The following is a 20317-nucleotide window of genomic DNA, read 5'->3' on the forward strand; positions in this document are numbered from 1 at the left end:
GGTGCGCATGCTCTCGCGTGGCCTTCGACGCGCATGACATTTTCAGAACTTCTTTAGTCAGGTTTGCTAAACAATGCCCAACTCTTTCGGTATTTTTGAGCGCAGCACTTTGCCGTTCGCCGACCGGGGAAACTTGTCGAGCCGGTAGACCTTTTTCGGCAGCTTATACGATGCGAGCCGCTCTTTGCCCCACGAGAGCAATTGCTCTTCTGCGAACGTGGCGCCTGGTTTTATCTGCACGCACATCGAGATCAGCGTCTTTTCGGGCCCAAGGTGCTCGGCGAATGCGACAATGTCGTCGAGTGCCGGATGGTCGCGGTAAACACGTTCGATCTCAAACGGCGAGACGCGGTAGCCGAACGATTTGATAATCTCATCGCGCCGACCCAAAAAGAAAATATAACCCTTAGCGTCTTGTATTGCATAGTCTCCGGTGAGAAACCAATCACCTTTAAACTGTGCTGCTGTTTGCTCGGCCGCGCGCCAATATTCGATAAATAGCCCGGGGTCGTTGCGGTTGATGCAGATCATGCCTTCTTCGCCGGCGGCGACGGGCTGCAGATTCTCGTCGAGCAGCTGCACGAGGTGGCCTGGCTGAATTTTACCCGCCGAGTTTTTCACAATATCGTCACCCTTTTTCTGCGAAATATAGTACGAACATTCAGACATCCCCAAACCTTCGTAGATCGGAAAACCGAAACGGCTCACCCAACCGTCTAAAACTTCGTCGGTGAGGTGTTCACCCGCGCACATGCAGTGCTTGAGTGAAGGCACGTCAGCAGCGGCGGCCTTTGTTTTCTGCAGAATCTGCCGAAAGATCGTCGGCACACCGATAAAAATATTGCAGCCGAATTCTTTGATAAGCGACAGCCATTTTTCGGGCGAGTTCTCGCCTTCGTAAACGATCACGGTCTTGCCGTGGTAGAGCGGGTCCATCATGGCGGTGCCGAGCACGTATGTCCAGTTGAACTTGCCCGAATGCAGAATGCGGTCGTCGCCCGTGAAATGAAACCAATTTTCTGAGGCGGGCAAACGGCCGATGAGCGCCCGGTGCGCATGCAGCACACCTTTCGGGTAGCCGGTTGTGCCCGAAGTATAGACGAGATACGCCGGGTCGCCCGCCTTCGAGTTGTGGATTTCGAGCGCGGGCGTTTTTGCGCGCAGCTCGCCTTCAAAATCGACAGCGCCCTGAATGGTTTTGAGGCCTGAAACATAGAGCACCCCGAGTTCAGCTGACGGCATTTCCCCTGCTATGGATTTCCACAGCCCCTCTTCAGAGACCACTGCTGCAGCCCCTGAATTGGAGATGAGATAGCGCACCTCGGCTGCCGTCAGCATCGGCGACGTCGGTACCGGTATCACACCCGCGCGCATCGCGCCGAAAAAGGCGATCGGAAAAGCCACCGTATTGGGCAGGCGCAGCAGAATGCGCGAACCGGGTAGAATGCCCCGGTCTTTGAGCGAGCTTGCAAATCGCGCAGAGAGATCATCGAGCTCGGCGTAGCTGTACTCGCGCGCCGCGCCATCGCCGCTGGCGAAGATCATCGCTACCTGGTCTTGGCGATCGGTTGCCCGGTGGCGCGCGAGGCACTCCTGGGTGATGTTGAGAAACTCGGGTACGTTGTGGTTCATCATGATTCTCCTGTAATCTCTATCTTATTGTGCGGTGAGTGGCGGCCACCCCGGGTAGGGCCATATCTCGGCGAATTTCTCTGCGGGCAGGCTTGCAATCAGCCCTGAGACGACTTCCATAACTCCGGTATCCTGATTGCCGAGCATCATCGAACGCATCAGCAGCTGCAGCGCCTTCGCGAACATTGGCGGGTCCATCATTTCGTCTTCAAAGCGTATTGCCCCGCCGAGAAATGCATTGGCGCGAATCGCCTCTTCGAGAATGCGCAGCGAGCGGTGCAGGTCTTCGTTACCGGGCGAAAACCCGTAGCGCAGCAAGCGAATATGGTTGGGATGTATAACCTGCTTGCCGGTGAACCCCAGAGAAGCCTCGCGCAGTGCGTGGTCATGGATTATTCTCGCGTTCGGCTCTGCATGGCGGCCAAGCCACTCTGGCAAGAGCGCCACATCGGGTGGGTCGGCCGAAAGCAGCAATGTTTCAACTCCCCCTATAATGCCTTTGCCTGCAAGCCGGGCCTCAACCATGAGGCTGCACATGAACGGATAAAGCTCGTCTTGCCAGTTTTCGGCTGTGATCATCAGCTGCAGCGCACGCGAAAAGTCATGGATGCCGAAGACGACGTGCTCGACTTTGGGGTGAGCGAAAATCTGGTCGGCAATTTTCAGCGACTTGGGGTGCTCGATAATCGGCTGAATCAGAATATCACCCGACAAAGAGGCGAGCAGCGAGCCGAGTTCATCGAGTTCGGCGATGCCGTGCTGTTCGCCAGCCTTCGCGAGCATCACATCGTCGATGTAGGGGGCAATTTCTTTGAGTAGCGTCAGGTCGAGTGCGTGTTCGGGCGACGTGACCGGGTTAATGCGCACAGCGACACGCCCCGGTATCGCGGCGCGAACGTCGGGCAATGACAAGCCCAGAAACTGCCGGCTGAGTGCCTTTTGCCGGCAGCCATCTTCGAGATCAAAAATCAGCGTGTGCGCTTCACTCTGCCGCGCGTATTTCAAAAGCCGCTCGCGCGCTTCGGCTTCGGTCTCGTACCGGTTTTCGCGCGGCAGGTATTTGATGGGCGGGTAATAGAGCTGAATACCGGGCCAGGTTGAGCGAATGCGCACTTCACGCGTCGCATGCTGCGCACTGCGGGTTTCTGCCTGCAGCGCGGCCCGCAGCTCTGCGCTGATTTCTAGCTTCTGAATCATGCGGCTAAATTAGCGCCGCACACCCTTATCGGAAATTAAATATCGATTGGGGTCTAATAATTTGATGTCAAACGAGCAGGCTCCGGCAAAACTCCTGAAAAAGTGAAAAGCCTCGTCGTTTGTAATGCGGTTTCGGCGAAACCGCTCTACAAACGACTGCTAAAGCGGCCGAAACGGCCTGCTTTTCACTTTTTCGGAGCCGTTCGCCTGCTAACAGGTTGCTGCTTCAGCAACCTGTTAGTCCAGAATCTTCTCGACCTTTTCGCCCTTTAAGACCTTTTCGAGTATTTCCATGCGGGCATACGCATCTTCGGCGCGCTTGATCTCTTCGGGGGTTTTGCTGCCCGAAGCTTTCGCCTGGTCGATCACGCCGCGCATCTGTATGCGCTCGGCTTCGGTGTTGAGCTTCAGCTCATCCATGCGGGCGGCTGCGTAGCTGTCAGTGCGTTCCTGGTGTTTGGCGAGTTCTTGCTCGAAGATCTTGCCGTCGGCCATCGCCGTTTCAGACGGCACGAACATCGGTGCGCCATAGTCGTCGACCGGGCCCGGCGCTACCTTCGAGCGCAGATCAGACGCCCTGAAGGCAGGTGCACCCTTGAATTCAGGCTTTATGCGCGGCTCGTTCAGATTCTGCTGCTGCAGCGTCTCGCGCTCGAGGCGGTAGTTTTCGATATCCGGAAAGTCTTCACGCGCGTCATAAGCAGAGGCGACGACTGTCACCTTATCTTTTCTCTCGTTGCTGGCCTGCTGGCCGGTGTTTTTCCAGGTAAAGAGCAGCACGACCACGAGTGCGGCAGCCGCCGCGAGCAGAATTTGTCTCTTTTTCATTGTATTTTCCCCAGTTCGTTGGCGTTGATGCGAATATTCACGCGCTTCAGAATCTTCTTCTTGCGCGCATCAAATTCTTTCTTAAGGTCTAGCGCAGCGATTTCGCGTGCAATGTCGTCTTTCAGGTGCGTTGTTTCGTCCAGAGGGGGATATCCGTCTGTTCTTTTTTCGGCTTTGACGACTTCATAGCGGTCGCCGTCTCTCACCACTTCGCTTTCACCCTGTTTGGGCAGCATGCACAGTGTTTCGAGTCTCGGGCGCTTATGCAGTTCGGTATCGTTTTTGATGCCCTTGATGAGTCCCGGTTCGGCGTTATTCTTATCAGCAGCGAGCGAGTGTTTTTTGACCAGCGCCGCCATGTCTGCGCCGGCATCGATTTTGTCGCGCAGGTTCTGCGCGAGATCGTAGTTCGTCAGCTGTATGTGGCGGCAGTCGACAGTCTGCACTTCTTTGTATTTGTCTTTGTTCGCTTCGTAGAACTCTTTGACCCGCCCGAACGATACTGATTTCGCGCGCTCTTTCACTGCGCTGTTGTCGGCATGCGGGTTGGCGTTCTCCATGCCCATCTCATACCTGAGGTTGCGCGAGAGAATACTGTTACGCACAATTTTCATGAGATCTGTATATTCGGCCTTTTCTGCCGCGGGGGCTGCCTCGACGAAGTCTTTCAAGAAGGCGCGGCGCAGGTAAGCCATCAGCAAATCTTCAAGCGATTTGGCGTGAGGGGCGGTAAAGAGGTGCAGCTTGCCCTGCTGAGGCAATGAGTCAAACAGCGCCGCATACGTGAGCTGCTTGTCCACGCCAATGCCATATTGGGCCAGCGCGACTTTTTCGGCTTCGGCGCGTTTTAGCGGTACATTGGTGTACGCTGCCTCTGCCTTGTCGTCGAAAAGTGCTTTCTGCGTTGCCGTGTCGGGCAGCGACACCTTTTTCACATAAGATTTGAAGAGCTTTTCGGGGTTTTTGTCCCGTATGTAAAATGCCAGGGTCTCGTCAGAGGCCTTCTCGATCTCGGCTTCAATTGCCGCATCGGGCTTACCCGATTTCGATTTCAGATATTCTGCTGCGAGATAATGATCGGCGACGAGCATAAAAACGGCGCTGCGGGCATCTTTCGCCTCGGGCAATCTTGCGCGCCTTGCAGCTTCGAGAAAATTGGTAAAAACACGGGTGGTAATGCGCAGGTCGCCGCTCGTCGCGATGACACCCGTCTCAGTCAGGTCGTAAGTGACCTTGCCGCTACATGATAAAACAATCGCCGTGCAGAGCACGGCGATTGCCAGCATATGGGTTACGGGCTTCGCACAGATGGCCGTCCGTGGCCAGCGAAAGCCCCAGAACCTCGTGTTCACGGTCTACGAGCAATAGACTGTGCTGTCACAGCCGCTACGGCAGCGCGAATGCGTGGCAGAAGTTTTTCTGCGCAGGCAACTTCGTTGCTGGTGTAGTCGTTCGTGTAAACCGCATAGCAGTTGGTTGTCGACCATTGCGCCATGTTCTTTACGATATTCTCTGCAGACATGTTCGCAAACAGCGGATACAGAGCCTGTGCTTCGGCGAGTTTTGCCGCAGTTTGGCTGATCTTGTACGAAGGGTTGTAATAGTTGTCTTCGACAAAACCTTCGAAGTCTGTATGGTCTTTGCCATAATAGGCACCCGCGTGGTGTGGCTGCGATGCGTCTTCAATGTAGTGGTAGCAGCGCGCAATCAGCGTGAGGTTACCGCTCGCGACATAGCCCACCGGGCCGTCGATCAGCGCCGCGCAGGCACTCGCACCCGACACGTGGTTCACATCTTGATAGTCTTTGTCGAAACCGCTGGTCGAGAATCGGCATGAGCCACCGCAGAGGTTTCTCATGCGGCTGATCGTGTCGCTCGTCGGGTTCAGGTTATAGTTATAGACTTCTGAAACCCAGTCATAGTCACCTGTTGCGTTGTCGCCAACAAGGTTATAGAGCGTGCGGCTGCGGTAATAGTTGTAGCCCATGGGCTTCTGTGCGTGCGAGTCTGTGTAAGGCGATGCGTTAAATGCATTCACGAAGTGCGAAAGCGCCACGTAATATGCTACATCCACCAAACCGAAAAGCGACGGCGAACCGTTGCGTGACCATGACCACCACGCGTCGAACCAGATGTCGTTGCCGAGCGGGTAGTTGGGCTGTGGAATATCTTCGTCTTTTGCCTGGTTGCCATACGCTGTTTTGGCAGCGCTGAGCGAACCGTAGCGCGTGATGAGCTTCTGCACCGCGGCCTGCGCCTGTGGGTTCGAAGTCATGCTGTTCAAGAGGTCGATCGCATCTTGCGACAGACGGCTGTGGGTTTGTCCCTTCCACGCGAACGCGGTCGAGGCTGTCAGCAGCATCAGAACGATAGCTGTGAACTTTTTCATTGAGTCTCCTTTGACACATGTAGCGCGAACCGTGCCCGTGGGCACCCTCTACGGTCTTCGCCTTGTCGGCCATCGTGGCCAGCGAAGCCTCGAAACATCATGTTTCGCAGGTGTTTACGCCTTTATTGTACGGTTTTCCCGTATCTGCTATAATATTGCAACAGTTGTATACCGAGTGCCAAAAAAATGACATCGATGTCATTAAGGTGATAATTTGTTCTCATTTAGAGAAGGGGATCTATTCGGTAGTATAGCCCACAGACCGTCTGGGTCAATTTTGCTCAAGACGCAGAATTTTAACTGGTGTTACAATGGAAAGACCCGCCAGTTTTCCGTAAGAGACGAAATCCAGATCGCGCATCACAATATATTCTGCCTTGGCTGCAATAGCACAATCGATAACAATGCGATCATCTTTATGTTGCAACTCAATGCCCTCGCTTCTGATCGGACTAACTTTTGTTGCCAGTTCTTCGCAGCAAGCCAGACTGTGAGAGAAGCGCCTCGCGGCCCCCATATTTTTGTAGCCCTTAAACCCCGAAAGGCGTTTACAGCCTGACTCATTGCTTCCCCTTACTTACGGAATTCCCAATTTTATTGCCGACAGGAGCTACCTATGAGAACGTCAAAATTTCCATCGCTGATTGTATTTTGTGCATCTACGCTTCTAATCCCATATTGCAAGGGCAATCCTGCCTTAAAATTTTCCAACGGTACTGACGGCATTGTCGCTGCGCCAGATGCCAATAACGTAGCGGCGGTTATCAGCGCTGAGAACGGCGGCGTCATTCAATTGCAAAACATGCGTCTGACAATACCTGCCGGAGCCTTAGAACGTGATACGGAAATTAACGCCGAATGGACTGATGTCTCAGCACCTGCATTTGATGGGGCGACTAAAATGGGGCATGGCGTCAAGTTTTCGCCTGAAGGTTTGCAGTTTCAAAAGCCCGTCGAGGCAGAATTCTGTTTTTCTTCCGCTGAGTTTTCAACCAGAAATCTCAATGAGAAAAGCGCACAAGTATATTATGCCGATGACGAAGGCGAACTTGTTGGCATGAGCGGTTTCGTCGATACGAACCGACATTGCGTGACGGGTAGTCTGGAGCATTTTTCAGTCTATATTCCAGCAGCGCAATTATTGGGCGTTGGCAATACGCAACCTAACGTCTCAGGAGCAAATTTTCTGCCATCGGGCGCGACAATCATGGCGGGACTTCCGGTGAGAGTTCGGACAACCATTACAGATTTTAACACCGGCAGTACGCCCGGTACCATTGTTAGCGCCTTTTTAATTTATTGCCGCACAGGCGATGCTTCGTGCAGCTTGACACCTGCATCTGCAACCAACAAAGTTCCATTGCAACCTGATACTACCGATGCGGGCGTAGCTAACAGGTATTTTGCTACAATTCCTGAATCGTTTGTAACGCTTGCCGGTTTTCGTTATCGTTTCGTTGCGACCGATCAGGTTGGCGTTACACGACAAACCGGGATTGGCACTCGCTCGGTTACCCGAACAGCAACTGCTTTGCGTTTTAACCCGCCTGCACCTTTCAATATCAGCGCGGGTTTTGTTCGCAATCTGACATTGCAGGCGAATGACGGTACCGCCTGGCGCAACATTGCGGCTGATAACTTCAGTATTTCAGGCGGCATTGGTACTGTCTCACGCTCTGGCTCATCAACCGTGCAACTGGCTGCCGTGACCAAGGGGGTAGGCAGCATAAATGCAACCGCTGGTGCATTTACAGCATCGGTGCCCGTAAATGTTCTGACGGGTATGCTGACGCACATTGAACTGATGGACAACAATCAGGTCATCATCACGAACCCTATCAACATGGCTGCAGGCCAAACATACGCGTTCGATGCTCTCGGGTACGACGCTTTCGGGAATACAGCAGTTATCAACCCTACGTTCACAGTGCAAGGTGGCGTCGGAACCGTCAGTGCAGCCGCAGTATTCACGGCATCTGGCACTGCGCCATTGACGGGTACCGTGACTTCGACGATTGGCGGGATATCTGATACCGTTGCCATCAACGTTTATACGCAGCCGACGGTAGTCAGCACCAATCCGGCCGATGGAGCGGTGGGTATAGCGGCAAATACGCCCATTGCCGTAATATTTTCTGAGCCAATGGCGCCCGCCACACTTGTAGCATCCACGACTTCGGGGTGCTCGGGTTCTATTCAAATTTCTTCAGATAATTTCCTAAGCTGTATCGCTGTCGTTTCAGCGGCTCCTTCAATGTCGGCGGCGGGTACTGTCGCCACTTTTCAGCCATTACTGCCCTTAGCGTCGGGAAATGTTTATCAAATTCGGGTTACTACTGCGGCTCAGAGCGTGAACTTAATTAATCTGAGTCTGTATACCTCAGACACCGGTATCTCGCCGAGCGTAAATAATGCTGGAAATGCCATTTGGGCACAGAGTGTCGCAGCTGGCAATGGTTATTCCGGTTTCTGGGCGACAGCGACAGATTCGGCTGGCAATGTTTATGCGGCGGGTCTTCAGGCTGGGAATCTATCATATACCTATGGTAGTCAGGTAGTTACGGGTGTTTCCACAAACGTCAATGCCGTTTTGGTCAAATATGATTCAACCGGAGTGCCACAATGGGCGCGAACGGTAGATGCGGGTGGTAGTTACTCCTTATTTCAGGCATTGACTGTCGATACGACAGGCCATATCTATGTTGCGGGTATCCAACACGGCACCAGCACATTCATTTACGGTGGTCAGAGCGTTTCCGGCGGGTCAACCCTATCCAATGCTGTGATAGTCAAGTATGATACATCTGGTACTGCGCTATGGGCCAGAAGTGTGGGCGTAACCAGCGGTGGTCAGACTGAATTTCGCGGCCTAACAGTCGATGGCGCCAGCAATATTTTTGCCGTGGGATATCAGTTCGGAAATGGTGTCTATACCTATGGCAGCCAATCTTTAGCCGGGGCAGTTGGCGGTTGGAATAATGCCGTGCTCGTAAAGTACGATGCATCTGGCACTGCCTTGTGGGCACGCAGCGTGTCTGCCGGGGCAAGTCATTCGCAATTTAACGGTGTGACCGTAGATATTTCAGGCAATAATGTCTACGCCGCAGGTTACCAGAGAGGTACAAGTTTGTTCAATTACGGCGGCGCCGCAGCAGCCGGGCTATCGTTGATTGGAAACGCCTTATTGGTAAAATACGACGCGGCAGGTGTAGCGCTTTGGGCGCAGGCTTCTGGTGCTGCAACCAGCGATGCTGCGGAGTTCGGTTCCGTGACTCTCGACTCTTCGGGAAATATTTATGTCGCGGGTAAACAACAGGGTACTGCCACAGTCAACTATGGGGGGCAAACCGTTAGCGGTGTGAACGCCGGTTTGAACAGTGTCTTGATAAAATATGATGTCGCTGGAAATGCGCTTTGGGGCTTTGGCGCAACTTCAGGGGGCGATTGGAGTCAGTTTGCATCAGTTCAGACTGACCCTAATGGGAATGTATTTGTTGCGGGGTACCAGCAAGGTACAGGCTCATTTGCGTATGGCGGTCAGAGCATAGCTGGTTCAGCAGCAGCTGCGAATGCAGTACTTCTGAAATTGAACTCCGCTGGGGTTGTTCTTTGGGCGCGGACAACTAGCTCAGGCACCGGATCATCCAGATTTAATTCTCTCACTTCAGACAGTGTAGGCAACATTTATGCCGCAGGCTTTCAACTCGGCGCAAGCCAAGTAATATACGGCACTCAGCCAGCGGTCGGTGCATACGCATCAGGAAACAACACGGTAATTGTTAAATATCAATAAGCCGGGTATTTTGACTCACAAGTTGCGAAAGACCAAAGAAACCATTACTCCGAGCAACAGACTAGCCCTAAGCCTGACACCGCGCCGCACTCATCTCAAGTGTCTCCGAGCATCGAGCGGGTTTTTCCGCGTGAATGCATGAAATATATTGACCCCGTTCATTGCCTGTAGACACTGCTCGTTTCGCCGCCTGTTTCTGATTGAGATAGCAGAAATCTTGATTATAAATGGGCATTTGGTGGGTAACGCACATTTGGGTAGGCTTAGACCAGCTAGCGGATCTCGACAAACCACTTTTTCCAATATAGATGCTTGAGCTTTTCTTAGCGAATGACTGCACCTTCTTTGTGTGCGTGAATAAAACGGTCTTCGTCAAAGTAAATGCCGATCTGGCCTGCGATCGCGTTATCGTTCAAAAAGAAAATCACGTCGTTTTTTGGGGTTACGCGTGAGTTTCAGCATCGGACGCATGTAGATTGCGCCATGGGGCATTGTAAGGCCGTGCTGGTTATAGAGGTAAAGCACCAGCCCCCTGCAATCTAAACCTGTTGGCGATGCGCCGGCGAATTTGTAGGGCAGGTTGAGGTAACTCTGCGCACCGCTCGCCCCAGCATCGCGAATCTGGGTTTCAGTCGACACATGGGTCGCCGCTGCGGTTTTCGTCGCATGCACGCTGGTGCGCGGCGGGGTACGACTTCAGCGAGCAACGGTTCATATTCCATTCGTCTCAAAACGGTATAAATCCACATTGAGAAAATCCCCGCCTGATATATTGCCAACAGATACGATTCTGCCATGGCCCTGGTACGCGCCGAAGTTGGGGGTGTACATGCAGGCTTCGTTTGATTCGCAGAGGCCGTTGTCGTTGCCGCGCGCGTCGTTTAGAATTTCGTAGGCGTTTCTGAGCGCGCGTGTGGTGCAAATGCTTGCCTGCCAGGCGCCGCCCTCGCCTTCGCACGCGCCTTGATCTGTGTAGCCGGGCAGGCTGCATACTGCGTCGCCCCAGACAGCACCGTGAATTGCGGTGCAGGCGTCGGCTGTGCCTGCCTGCCAGTGGTGAAAGTACATGTCGTCTGTGCCGGGCACCGGCAGCACCTCGCGCAGTTGCGTGTCGGTACTTCTCAGGCGAAGGTCCCAGATGCGGCAGCTGCCGCTGGTGCAGGCGCCGCGGTGCGTCGTGTCGAAGTGTGCAATCGCCGCTTCACGGCCATAGCCGCGGTGCCGGCTTTCGAAACGAAAATAGTCGGCGATCGAGCCGAAGGTGGCAAGCCCGGCGGCGTCAGACTGGTTTGCCGTGTCGTCGGCGGTGACGCGGCCGACAAATGCCGCGTTAAAATTCAGCGAGGTGGTGAGCGTAAAATCTGAGGCATTTTGCGCAATGCAGCTGGCGTCAATGCCGTGCGTGCCGGCGCCGACCGCGCAGAGGGCATTCGTTTGGCCATAGCGCACCTGACCTGAAAAATATTCAAAGTTGGCGGTCGAGCTGATACGGGCCTGCGCACTTCCGATCGCGACATTGACAAAAGTATTGCGCACGCCAGCGGTGCCGATGCCAAAACTCTCGTTATTTACATAGAGCATGTTCATAAACGTGCTGTCTTCGATCGGGCCGCCGCGCAGGCCCTGCACCGCTAGATTCGCGCCGGTGTGGTTGATGCCGATGTGCCCTGTGTAGGTTTGCGAGTTACCCGTCGAATAGCCATAGTCGGCGTTATGCAGTGTGAGCCCCACCGAAACAAGATTATGGTTACCGGCCGCATCGAGCAGCCATCTGCCATTACTGAGAATCACTTCGTTAAAGATATTGCCGACGCCGCTGCCGACAAAGTCGATGCCTGCGTTAAAGACGCGCGTAAAGCTCACCCGTGCATAATTTGTTGAGGCAAACACGATGCGGCGATTCGCAAAGTTGCTGCCGCGCACCGCACAGAAGTTTGAGTTCGTGAGGTTAAGCGCGCTGTTGGTTGCGCCCGTCGAATCTGTCGTCGCTTCTACCCAGTTGAAGCTATTGCTGGGGCTGATGTGGTGCAGAACAGCGGTGGTCGCGATAACAACGCCCGGCTGCGTCACGAGCGCCGCCCGCGCCCCCGAGAGAAACAGCTGTTTGCCCGGGCTTGTGGTAAACATATAGACTGTGTCGCTGTTATTCAGGTCAAGCGACGAGGGTGAAGCAACATCGGTGAAATCTCTCACAATCGGGTTCGTGTACCAGAGCGTGGGTTCAGTCGAGGCGCTGCCGGCAGAATCTGTGACAGTGACCGAGTTCAGCCGCCATGAACCAGTACCTGAAAAATCCAACAAGTGGGATAGATAACGTTCTTCGGCGAGCCCACCCGTGACCATATTCGGCACGCCATTGATCATCGCGCAGCGCCAGGTGAACGCACCCAACGCATCGGTCGCGTTAAGCCCCGCACAATCGCTGCGATTGGTGACAGGCACGCGTTTCATTTCGCCGCCGTGCAGGCAGCTCGAGGCAAGGCCTGTCTCTGCCCCGTCGCAGAGAGTGCCCGTTGCCGTCAGCGCGCCGGTACCGTCGTTGCGCACGTACTGCAACCAGTTTGTCGCAGCGGCGTAAACTGGTTGCACTTCGCCCACCTGCGGCGCGGCGGGCGTACCCTCAAATTTCTTTTTGATGCGGTCGAGTTCAGAGAGCAGCGAGCCGCAGCGGGTGAAGGCGAGGCAAAGTACAATGATGACAGACGATGTTCGTAGGTTCAAGCATGGGCTCCGGGCGCATACTCTTCACGGCGACCCGCATCGCGTCAAACAGATTGCCGATTTTACGCAGATACGAAGGGCGGTATCAGATCACCGAACGAATTTCAACGAAACGTTTCTTCCAATACGGATGCTTGAGCTTTTCGTAGCGAATCACCGCACCTTCTTTGGGCGCATGGATAAAACGCTCTTCGTCGATGTAGATGCCGACATGGCCCGCGATGTTGTTGTCGTTCAGAAAGAAAATGACATCGCCTTTTTTGGGGTTGCGCGTGAGTTTCAGCGTCGGTCGCATATAAATGACACCGTGCGGCATCGTGAAGCCGTGCTGGTTGTAGAGGTAGAGCACGAGTCCGCTGCAATCGAAGCCTGTCGGCGAGGCGCCGCCAAATTTATAGGGCAGGTTGAGGTAGCTCTGCGCGCCGCGCACCACTGCGTCGCGTATCTGCGATTCAGTCGGTAGCCGTGTCGCCGCTGCAGTCTTGGTCGCGTGCACACTCGTGCGTGGTACAACTTCAACCAGCAGCAGGGCTGCCGCAGAGGTGAAAGCCAGCCAAAACTTGTATTTGGGCCGCTTGAGCTTTGATTTGATTCGCTGCACGAGACATTATTTGTGCGCCGCACAAGGCGTCAAGCCGAATGCGACCGTAATTTTTGCAGGGCAACGCCCGCAAAAATTACGATAATCCAATATATGCTGCGCAGGCTTTTGGGTAATCTCGCTCCTTCAATCGACCGCATGATCGAGCGCATACCGCCGCATATTCGTGACATTATACAGAAGGCTTCACTCGCGTTCGCCGCGCTGTTGGCGCTGATTGTCATCATCTCAGGCGTCAACAAAGGCCTCAGAGAAGCGCAACCGACAGGTGTTCGCCTCGTCGAGCGCAGCCGCGATCTGTTTTACCTGCAAGAGATGCGCGAAGAATATGCGAAAAAGCGCAAACTCGTCGAAGATGTTGAAGTCGACCCGCTCGAGTTTCCGTCGCGGCAGAAGGCTGCCGATGAAACGCAGTTCACGCCGATGGGCCGCGACACGATGGGCCATCTCATGGGTGAAAAAGAAGAGATGCTCAAGCACGAAGACGCGCTGCGCCCGAAAGAGAAATCCCCCGGTTATCTCGGTGACAGTGCGCTCGTGCCGCGCTTAACGCCTGACAAGAAGACCATCGATGATCAAGATACATTGCTTTCGCGGGACAAGATCGGCTCGCAAAAACCTGCACCAGAAGAAAAACCAGCCATCGAACCCATGCTGCAGCCTGGCGCTTCGCCAGCGCGCGTGAATGCCGCCCGCCAGCGCGATGTTTTTGACGAGGTGGATTCACCCCGTTCTCAGCCTGCACCGGCACCGAAGACTGCAACGCCGCCACCCAAAAAAGGCAAGTTCGAATACATGGATTGATATCGACATGGCCATTTTCAGCAGACTCGTTCTCTTTGCCCTGTGCGTCGTCATGCCCGCCGGGCTCTTTGCCCGCGGCAAGAAATATGACGAGCGCGGCAACCCGATAAACGCTGAGGCGCCGAGCGCCGAAGCCGGCGCAGCGCTACCCGCGAATGCCGTGCCTGCATCAAATTCAGAAGGTAATTTAACCCCGGTGGCACCTGCGCCCGCAACGCCGGCAGACACCATACCCGCTGAGCAGGCTGCCAGCGACGAGAAAAACGAAGAGGCTGAAGCCGCCCGGTCAGTGAAGAATGCACCTACAAAGGTCTATCTCGAAAATGCCGAGCTTTACCAGCGTTCAAACCGCACTGACCGTTCGCTCGAGAACCTGAAAAAATCGCAAGAAGCCGGTGAAGATGGCTTTAGCCGCGAAGCAAGGCTCAAGGCGCTGTCGCTGCGTGCCCGCCGCGGCGAAGCAGGGCTTGAGGGTGAGGCCGAAGCGTTCGACGACAAACTCAAATTGCAGGCGTACCTTGCGATCGCCGATGGCTACCAGACCTGTGCGCGCGAGCAGACGAAAAAGAACGACTGCCTGCGCGACGCCGAGCGCATGTACGCATATGTCGGCGAACTGCAACCGCGTTCGCGCGAGGGCGTGCTTGCACGGCTGCGCCTCGGGCTATTGCTCATCGAATCGGGGCGCCACGAGGCGGCGCTGCCGCACCTGACGCGCACACTCATGAACGAGAATAGCCAGGCCGAAGGCCTTGAGCTACCGCTCGACCGCGCGTATTTTATGCTGGGCCAGCTCTATGAGCGGCCATGGTACCATAAAGACGGGCATAAGGCAGAGGTTGCCTACCGGCAGGTACTCAAATTTGCGGGCAGCCCTTACCATGCAGCCGCTAAAGAGCGCCTGCAGCACCTGGGCCGTTTTTCGACGGGCTCTCTGCGGCCTTAATCCTGATTTACGCGCCACCGTGCATAACGATGGTGTATGAATGTTTGAGCGCCCGCTCTTTGTTATTTCAGCACCCTCAGGCGCCGGCAAGAACAGCCTCATCAACGTTCTTTTGCAAAAAGAGCCACGCCTTTCGCATTCGATTTCATCGACGACGCGGCGCCAGCGCGGCACCGAACAAGAGGGAGTGAACTACTATTTTCTGAGCCGCGAAGAGTTCGAAAAGCGCGTGGCCGAGGGTGCGTTTCTCGAATATGCGCGCGTGCTCGATAACTATTACGGCACCGAAATTCGCGAGCTCGAACGCATTTTCGATTCGGGTAAATACCCGATTCTCGACATCGACGTGCAGGGGGCGCAGACGCTGCGCGGCAAGGTGCGGCGCATGGTGAGTCTCTTTATTATTCCCCCTGACATGCAAGAGCTCGAACGCCGTCTCAGGGCGCGCGGTTCTGAGAGCGAGGCCGAGATTCAGAGCAGGCTGCAGCTTGCGCGTCTCGAAATCATGGAAAAAGAAAACTTTGACTATGTCGTGGTGAACGACGACCTCATGCAGGCAGCCGAAGAGCTTGCGAAGATCGTCAGAGCGCACATGGTCTGACGCCATGAAGCCGAAGGTCATCGTCGTCACGGGGGCGACCGCAAGCGGCAAATCGGCCTTTATCTACGACCAGCTCGGCGATCTGCCGCTCATGCTCATCAACGCCGATTCGCGGCAGGTTTACGCCGATCTGCCTGTCAGCTCTGCATCACCCACGGCGAAAGAGCGTGCGCTCTTTGATCACAGGTTGTATAATTTTTTACCGCTCGATGCGGTCTTTTCAGCCGGGCAGTTTATGCGCAAAGCGCGCGGCCTTTTGCAAGAGGCGCATGCGGCGCAGCAGATACCTCTGATCTGCGGCGGCACATATTTCTACCTGCAGGCGCTTTTTGCCGGGCTTTTGCCCGAAACTCCGATCAGCGATCAGGTGAAGGCTGAGGTTGAGCAGATGGCGCGCGTAGACGCTTATGCGAGACTTGAAGCAATGGATGCAGTCGCAGCTTCGAATATACATCCTCATAACGAAGCGAGGCTCAAACGTGCGCTGATGCTGTGCATCGAACGCGGTGGCGCGATAAGCTCACTGCCGCGCGAAGGGGCCATTTTGCCCGAATACGAAGTGCTGTTGCTGATTTTTGACCCCGCGCGCGAGCTTGTGAGGCAGCGCGCCGCCGCCCGTATCGCGCGCATGTTCTCTGAGGGCCTTCTCGCTGAAGTTGCCCGTGCGGCGAAGTTGATTGCGGGCAGCGCGCCGGGCAAAAACTGGCGTGAATTTGCTGCCCTGACGGGGATCGGCGTCAGCGAGTTTTTCGATTACGCAGAACTGAACTCGGTTGCGATTGAAGACTTAGACGAAGCGGCGCAGCAGCAGATAGCCGCAAAAATTCTGCAGAATACCATGCACCTCGTGAAACGCCAGGCGACCTGGTATCGCAACGCGAAACCGCAACCAGAGAATACAAAAACAGTTGACCCGTCTTATGACAATGACCGAATTGCCGCGCTTGTCAAAGATTTTATCGGCCGGGTACCATGACCAAAAATAACCTGCAAGATTTCATATTGAACCAGATTCGCAAAGAGAAAATGGGCATCACCATCTATCTTTCGAACGGGGTGCCGATCAAGGGCAGGGTGGTCAGCTTTGACAATTTCACGATCGTGCTCGAGCACGACCACAAGCAGACGCTTGTCTACAAGCACGCGGTGACGACAATTTCGCCTGAAAAGCCGATAAAACTGCATAATCCCGAAGCCGGCTCTGAGGATGAATAGCCATTGTTCGGTGATTTTTTCAGAAGATCATTTCAGATTCTGACTCTGGCGGCGGTTGCTACCGTCATCTACCAGAATATTCTACTGGTGCCCGGCGGGCACGTCACTTTCTTACAGGCACAATATTCAGACTCGGGCATCGAGGGTACGGGGTTTTATGCCTACAACGCCGGATTCACCTTCGTTCCCAGCCTTTTTGTGCCGGGCAGATTTCGCCGCTACGATCTGCAGGTTTCACCGCGTGTTCAAGAAGTGAAACTGAAGCTGCCGTTACGCTTCAGCGCGTACCTGCGCATGAGCGACCTTTTTTACGTACAGGCCCGCCTGCGCGTCGAAGCCGAATTCAGCCGCGCTGACGCATTCACTGCACTCAAGGCGCTCGAATACCGCCCGCTCGAACGCGACAAATTTGTCGAAGAGCAGCTGCAGTTTCTGGCGGCCGAATTTTTTCTCGATGCAGTCGGTGACGAACGGGCATTGGCTACAGTCAAAAACCGGCTCGCGCAGTTTTTCAACAATACCAATCTGGCAGAAATTCAGGCGCGGCTCGACCGGCAGCTCAAGGGTAACTGGCTGAAACTCAAAACGGTCGACCTGCGCGACCTTTATGTGCCCGATAACGAACTCTACGCGGCCCAAACCCGAAACCTCGGCGAAGTGGCTGCGGCAGACCGGCGCGCGCTGCTCACGCAGATTGAACGCGAGGCCGATCTCGCGCTCGAACGCAAACGTAACCTTGAAGAATTCAACAAAGCCGAGAAAATGTCTGCGCTGATTGGCGAAAACCCCGACATTCTCGAGTACTATAAGATAGAAAAGATTGCCCCCCGTGCAGGCCAGGTGATACTGGACGCTTCAGCACGCGGCAATTCTGCGTACAAAGGTGAATTACCGAACAAAAAAAGGCGAGGCACAGATGGCAACAGCGAAAACAAAGGCGAAACCGGCGGAGAAATCATCCGCTAACAAGCCGGCAGAAAAGAACGGCGCGAAGCCCCTCGTCAAGCCGGGCAAAGTCACCAAAGAATTTGCCGCAAACGGCAAACCATTCGTCATGATCATGGCAGGCGGCTCGGGTACGCGCCTGTGGCCGATGAGCCGTGTCAGCCGCCCGAAGCAGCTCATCAATATCACCGGTAAACGGTCACTCATCGAAGAGGCGGTTGAGCGCGCGAAACTGCTTACTACACCCGACCGCATCTATATCGGCACCAACAAAGATCTCGCCCTCAAAATTCAGAAGGTAGTAAAGCTCGACAAGAAGCAATACCTGCTCGAGCCCGCAGCGCGCAATACCGCACCCATCATCGCATACTTTGCGTCATACCTCAAGGCACACGGCGCCGACGACGCCTCGGGCCTCGTCATTCTGGCAGCCGATCACCATATTGAACCCGTCGACAAGTGGGCAGAGACAGTGAAGCTCGCGCTCAGCCGCGCGGCAGAGCGCATCTGGTGCATGGGCATTCAACCGACGCGCGCCGAAACGGGCTATGGCTACATCGAAGCGGGTATCGAAGTTGCGCCGCGCATGAGCGCGATCTCTAGCTTTCGCGAAAAACCCGATTACCAGACCGCGAGCCATTATCTCACGACCGAACGCCATTTCTGGAACTCGGGAATGTTTATCTTCTCTCTCGGCCGAATTCGTGAAGACTTTCGCATCTACCAGAGCGAGATGCTGAAGCAGGCAGACCAGTGCGCGCAGAGCACGGCGAACCTCGCCAAAATATTCCCCAAAATGCAGAACATTTCGATCGACTACGCGATCATGGAAAAGACCAAAAAGGTCGGTCTGATTCGTGCAGACTTCACCTGGGACGACGTCGGTTCATTTGACGCTTTGGCGCGCATTCATGCTGCCGATGCAACCGGCAACCACGTGATTCAGGGTAAGGTGATCAGCCACCGCGCTAAAGGTAACATCATCAAAACCAATTTCACGGTCGCGCTGCTGGGCCTTGAAAACTGCGTGTTGATTGAAGACGAGGGCGTTCTGCTCATCGCGAAGCGCGAAGCGCTGCCCGATATTCGCGACCTGCGCGAAAAAGCACCCGATCAGCTACTCTGACGTTTCGCGTTCGCCCGTGGCGCGCGATCTTTCTGGCGTTCGTCGATGCCGCGCCGCAGCTTCTTGTAGGCAAGATTCAGCTTTTCGAACACCGTCGACCGGGCAAGCCCCGTCGCCTCAGTGATTTCATCGATTTTTTTGCGCTGAAAGAAACGCAGTTCAATCAGCAGAGCCAGTTCTGCCGGCAGCTCGCGCACTGCGCTCAGCATTCGACTGATCTGTTCTTTCTCGATTTCAGCGTTTTCACCGCCCGGTAGAGAAGCGGCCTGCATTTCAAAAAAGTCGCTCTGCGGCGACAGCTGCACTTCTTTGCGTCGCTTTTTCAGAAACTTCTCGGCGGTGCGAAACAGAATTGTCGTCGCCCAGCCCAGAAAAGGCCTGTCGGGGTTATAGCGGGGCAGGGCAGAATAACATTCAAGCCAGAAATCCTGCGTGATTTCTTCTGCGCTGGCGATGTCGACAGGGTACCTGATCGTCACAAGCCTTGCAAACGGGCGCTGGTGGCGCCCGATCAGTTCGGCAAAAATTTTCTCGGCGTCAGTCTTGGTGCCCGTGAGGTGTTCACCGAGTTCAGCCCGCTTGAGCTCGCGTATGAGATCCTCATCTTTGAGGTGTTGCATAGCTGAATAGAACGCGAAGAATTAAAATGCCGGTACCGGGGCGCCGTTGTTATTTGCAGTATTGAACCCGCAAATAGCCGCCGGCCAGTTAGCCAGCGATTGTGGAGGCCTCACGTAACGCGCTACTCTTCGGGGTGTACCCCTACTTTTGCCTCGTTGCAAATTTTGGCCTCCGATTTTCATACATTGGTTCAAAACTTAAAAATAAAAGCCCGAACGTCCCAGAGACCGGCTCGCCTCATTGGCGTAACGCATTGGCAGAGCAATCACAAAAGTGACTTCAAAATTTACGGGGCAGGGCCGCATTAGAGTCGGGTCGATGAAGCCGACAATCGCCTGCGTGGGGCTCATGAATCCCGGCGATCGCTACCGTTTTACGCGCCACAACGCCGGGGCGATGGCGCTCGATGCTCTCTGGCCGTCGGCAAGTTACACAGCAATCAAGTCGCTCGCGGCCGAGATTGCCGAAACCGACGAGGGCGACACGCGGCTGCTGCTCGTTAAGCCGCAGACTTTCATGAATCTTTCAGGCCAGGCAGTCGGCGCTGTTTTGAAAAAATTCAACATTGCTCCGGCGAAACTTGTGGTTTTTCACGACGAGGTCGAGCTCGATAACGGCGTCGTGCGCCATAAATTCGGCGGTGGGCACAAAGGTCACAATGGCCTGCGCAGCATCATCGGCGTCATCGGCAGTGCGGATTTTCACCGTATTCGTGTCGGCGTCTCACGCCCGGCGAACCGTGACGATGGCATTGCTGATTATTTGCTTTCGGTGCAGCCGGCAGCGCAAAGAATAACCGCCGATAAGCTCTTGCCCGTGTGGCAAGAAATAATCGGCGGTTTGGCGAAATAACTGGCTGCTGCTTTGGCAGCCCGTTCTGATTGGACTAAAGAAGAAC

The 20317-nt window shown here is 54.8% G+C and carries 19 protein-coding genes; 9 read left to right on the top strand and 10 right to left on the bottom strand.

Translation table 11 applies throughout. The features are described from left to right. Positions 1 to 66 precede the first annotated feature (66 nt). The 6 genes from TURPA_RS15145 to TURPA_RS15170 form a co-directional block, all read right to left on the bottom strand. Positions 67 to 1635, bottom strand: a complete 1569-nt coding sequence (locus tag TURPA_RS15145) for an acetate--CoA ligase (protein WP_041948556.1) — start codon at positions 1633 to 1635, stop codon at positions 67 to 69. Between the two features lie 21 nt (positions 1636 to 1656). Beyond that, entirely contained in the window at positions 1657 to 2829 is a 1173-nt protein-coding gene (locus tag TURPA_RS15150; protein WP_014804179.1) for an HpcH/HpaI aldolase/citrate lyase family protein, read from the bottom strand. A gap of 237 nt (positions 2830 to 3066) precedes the next feature. Beyond that, positions 3067 to 3657: a hypothetical protein gene (locus TURPA_RS15155; protein ID WP_014804180.1), complete on the bottom strand. Its 591-nt coding sequence runs from the start codon at positions 3655 to 3657 to the stop codon at positions 3067 to 3069. Then, complete coding sequence (locus TURPA_RS15160; RefSeq protein ID WP_014804181.1) at positions 3654 to 4943, bottom strand: peptidylprolyl isomerase; 1290 nt, start codon at positions 4941 to 4943, stop codon at positions 3654 to 3656. Before TURPA_RS15160 ends, TURPA_RS15155 begins: the two co-directional genes overlap by 4 nt. A 62-nt stretch (positions 4944 to 5005) precedes the next feature. After that, positions 5006 to 6046, bottom strand: a complete 1041-nt coding sequence (locus TURPA_RS15165) for a hypothetical protein (protein ID WP_014804182.1) — start codon at positions 6044 to 6046, stop codon at positions 5006 to 5008. Positions 6047 to 6317: 271 nt separating this feature from the next. Further along, positions 6318 to 6563, bottom strand: a complete 246-nt coding sequence (locus TURPA_RS15170) for a hypothetical protein (protein ID WP_014804183.1) — start codon at positions 6561 to 6563, stop codon at positions 6318 to 6320. A gap of 99 nt (positions 6564 to 6662) precedes the next feature. Between TURPA_RS15170 and TURPA_RS22120 the strand changes: the two genes are divergently transcribed. Continuing rightward, positions 6663 to 9839 carry an Ig-like domain-containing protein gene (locus TURPA_RS22120; protein ID WP_014804184.1) on the top strand — a complete coding sequence of 1059 codons (3177 nt, stop codon included), beginning with the start codon at positions 6663 to 6665 and terminating at the stop codon, positions 9837 to 9839. Between the two features lie 405 nt (positions 9840 to 10244). On the opposite strand, the gene TURPA_RS15180 is transcribed toward TURPA_RS22120, so the two are convergent. The 3 genes from TURPA_RS15180 to TURPA_RS15190 all read right to left on the bottom strand — a co-directional run bounded on the left by TURPA_RS15180 (position 10245) and on the right by TURPA_RS15190 (position 13161). Then, positions 10245 to 10478 (bottom strand): NlpC/P60 family protein, encoded by a 234-nt coding sequence (locus tag TURPA_RS15180; RefSeq protein WP_157210519.1) that lies wholly within the window; start codon positions 10476 to 10478, stop codon positions 10245 to 10247. A 72-nt stretch (positions 10479 to 10550) separates the two neighbouring features. After that, complete coding sequence (locus tag TURPA_RS15185; RefSeq protein WP_014804186.1) at positions 10551 to 12560, bottom strand: hypothetical protein; 2010 nt, start codon at positions 12558 to 12560, stop codon at positions 10551 to 10553. 85 nt (positions 12561 to 12645) lie between these two features. After that, on the bottom strand, positions 12646 to 13161 hold the full coding sequence (locus tag TURPA_RS15190; RefSeq protein WP_014804187.1) for a C40 family peptidase: 516 nt from the start codon (positions 13159 to 13161) through the stop codon (positions 12646 to 12648). A gap of 93 nt (positions 13162 to 13254) precedes the next feature. On the opposite strand from TURPA_RS15190, the gene TURPA_RS15195 reads away from it, so the two are divergent. The 7 genes from TURPA_RS15195 to TURPA_RS15225 are packed head-to-tail and all read left to right on the top strand — an operon-like array spanning position 13255 to position 18798. Beyond that, positions 13255 to 13965, top strand: coding sequence for a hypothetical protein (locus tag TURPA_RS15195; protein ID WP_014804188.1), 711 nt, complete (start codon positions 13255 to 13257; stop codon positions 13963 to 13965). Between the two features lie 52 nt (positions 13966 to 14017). Continuing rightward, complete coding sequence (locus TURPA_RS15200) at positions 14018 to 14911, top strand: hypothetical protein (protein WP_157210520.1); 894 nt, start codon at positions 14018 to 14020, stop codon at positions 14909 to 14911. Positions 14912 to 14951: 40 nt separating this feature from the next. Then, positions 14952 to 15512 carry a guanylate kinase gene (gene gmk, locus TURPA_RS15205; protein ID WP_014804190.1) on the top strand — a complete coding sequence of 187 codons (561 nt, stop codon included), beginning with the start codon at positions 14952 to 14954 and terminating at the stop codon, positions 15510 to 15512. Between the two features lie 4 nt (positions 15513 to 15516). Next, positions 15517 to 16488 (top strand): tRNA (adenosine(37)-N6)-dimethylallyltransferase MiaA, encoded by a 972-nt coding sequence (gene miaA, locus TURPA_RS15210; RefSeq protein WP_014804191.1) that lies wholly within the window; start codon positions 15517 to 15519, stop codon positions 16486 to 16488. Beyond that, on the top strand, positions 16485 to 16727 hold the full coding sequence (gene hfq / locus TURPA_RS15215) for an RNA chaperone Hfq (RefSeq protein ID WP_014804192.1): 243 nt from the start codon (positions 16485 to 16487) through the stop codon (positions 16725 to 16727). The genes miaA and hfq overlap by 4 nt, the downstream gene beginning before the upstream one ends. A gap of 3 nt (positions 16728 to 16730) precedes the next feature. After that, positions 16731 to 17693 carry a hypothetical protein gene (locus tag TURPA_RS15220; protein ID WP_014804193.1) on the top strand — a complete coding sequence of 321 codons (963 nt, stop codon included), beginning with the start codon at positions 16731 to 16733 and terminating at the stop codon, positions 17691 to 17693. Next, positions 17644 to 18798, top strand: coding sequence for a mannose-1-phosphate guanylyltransferase (locus TURPA_RS15225; protein WP_014804194.1), 1155 nt, complete (start codon positions 17644 to 17646; stop codon positions 18796 to 18798). Before TURPA_RS15220 ends, TURPA_RS15225 begins: the two co-directional genes overlap by 50 nt. Here TURPA_RS15225 and TURPA_RS15230 read toward each other — a convergent pair. Continuing rightward, positions 18786 to 19418: an RNA polymerase sigma factor gene (locus TURPA_RS15230; protein ID WP_014804195.1), complete on the bottom strand. Its 633-nt coding sequence runs from the start codon at positions 19416 to 19418 to the stop codon at positions 18786 to 18788. The two genes, TURPA_RS15225 and TURPA_RS15230, sit on opposite strands and share 13 nt — an antisense overlap. Before the next feature lie 319 nt (positions 19419 to 19737). Here TURPA_RS15230 and pth point away from each other — a divergent pair, with 319 nt between their 5' ends. Further along, positions 19738 to 20271 (top strand): aminoacyl-tRNA hydrolase, encoded by a 534-nt coding sequence (pth, locus tag TURPA_RS15235; protein WP_014804196.1) that lies wholly within the window; start codon positions 19738 to 19740, stop codon positions 20269 to 20271. Positions 20272 to 20317 lie beyond the last annotated feature (46 nt).

The organism is Turneriella parva DSM 21527, from assembly GCF_000266885.1.
GTDB lineage: Bacteria > Spirochaetota > Leptospiria > Turneriellales > Turneriellaceae > Turneriella > Turneriella parva.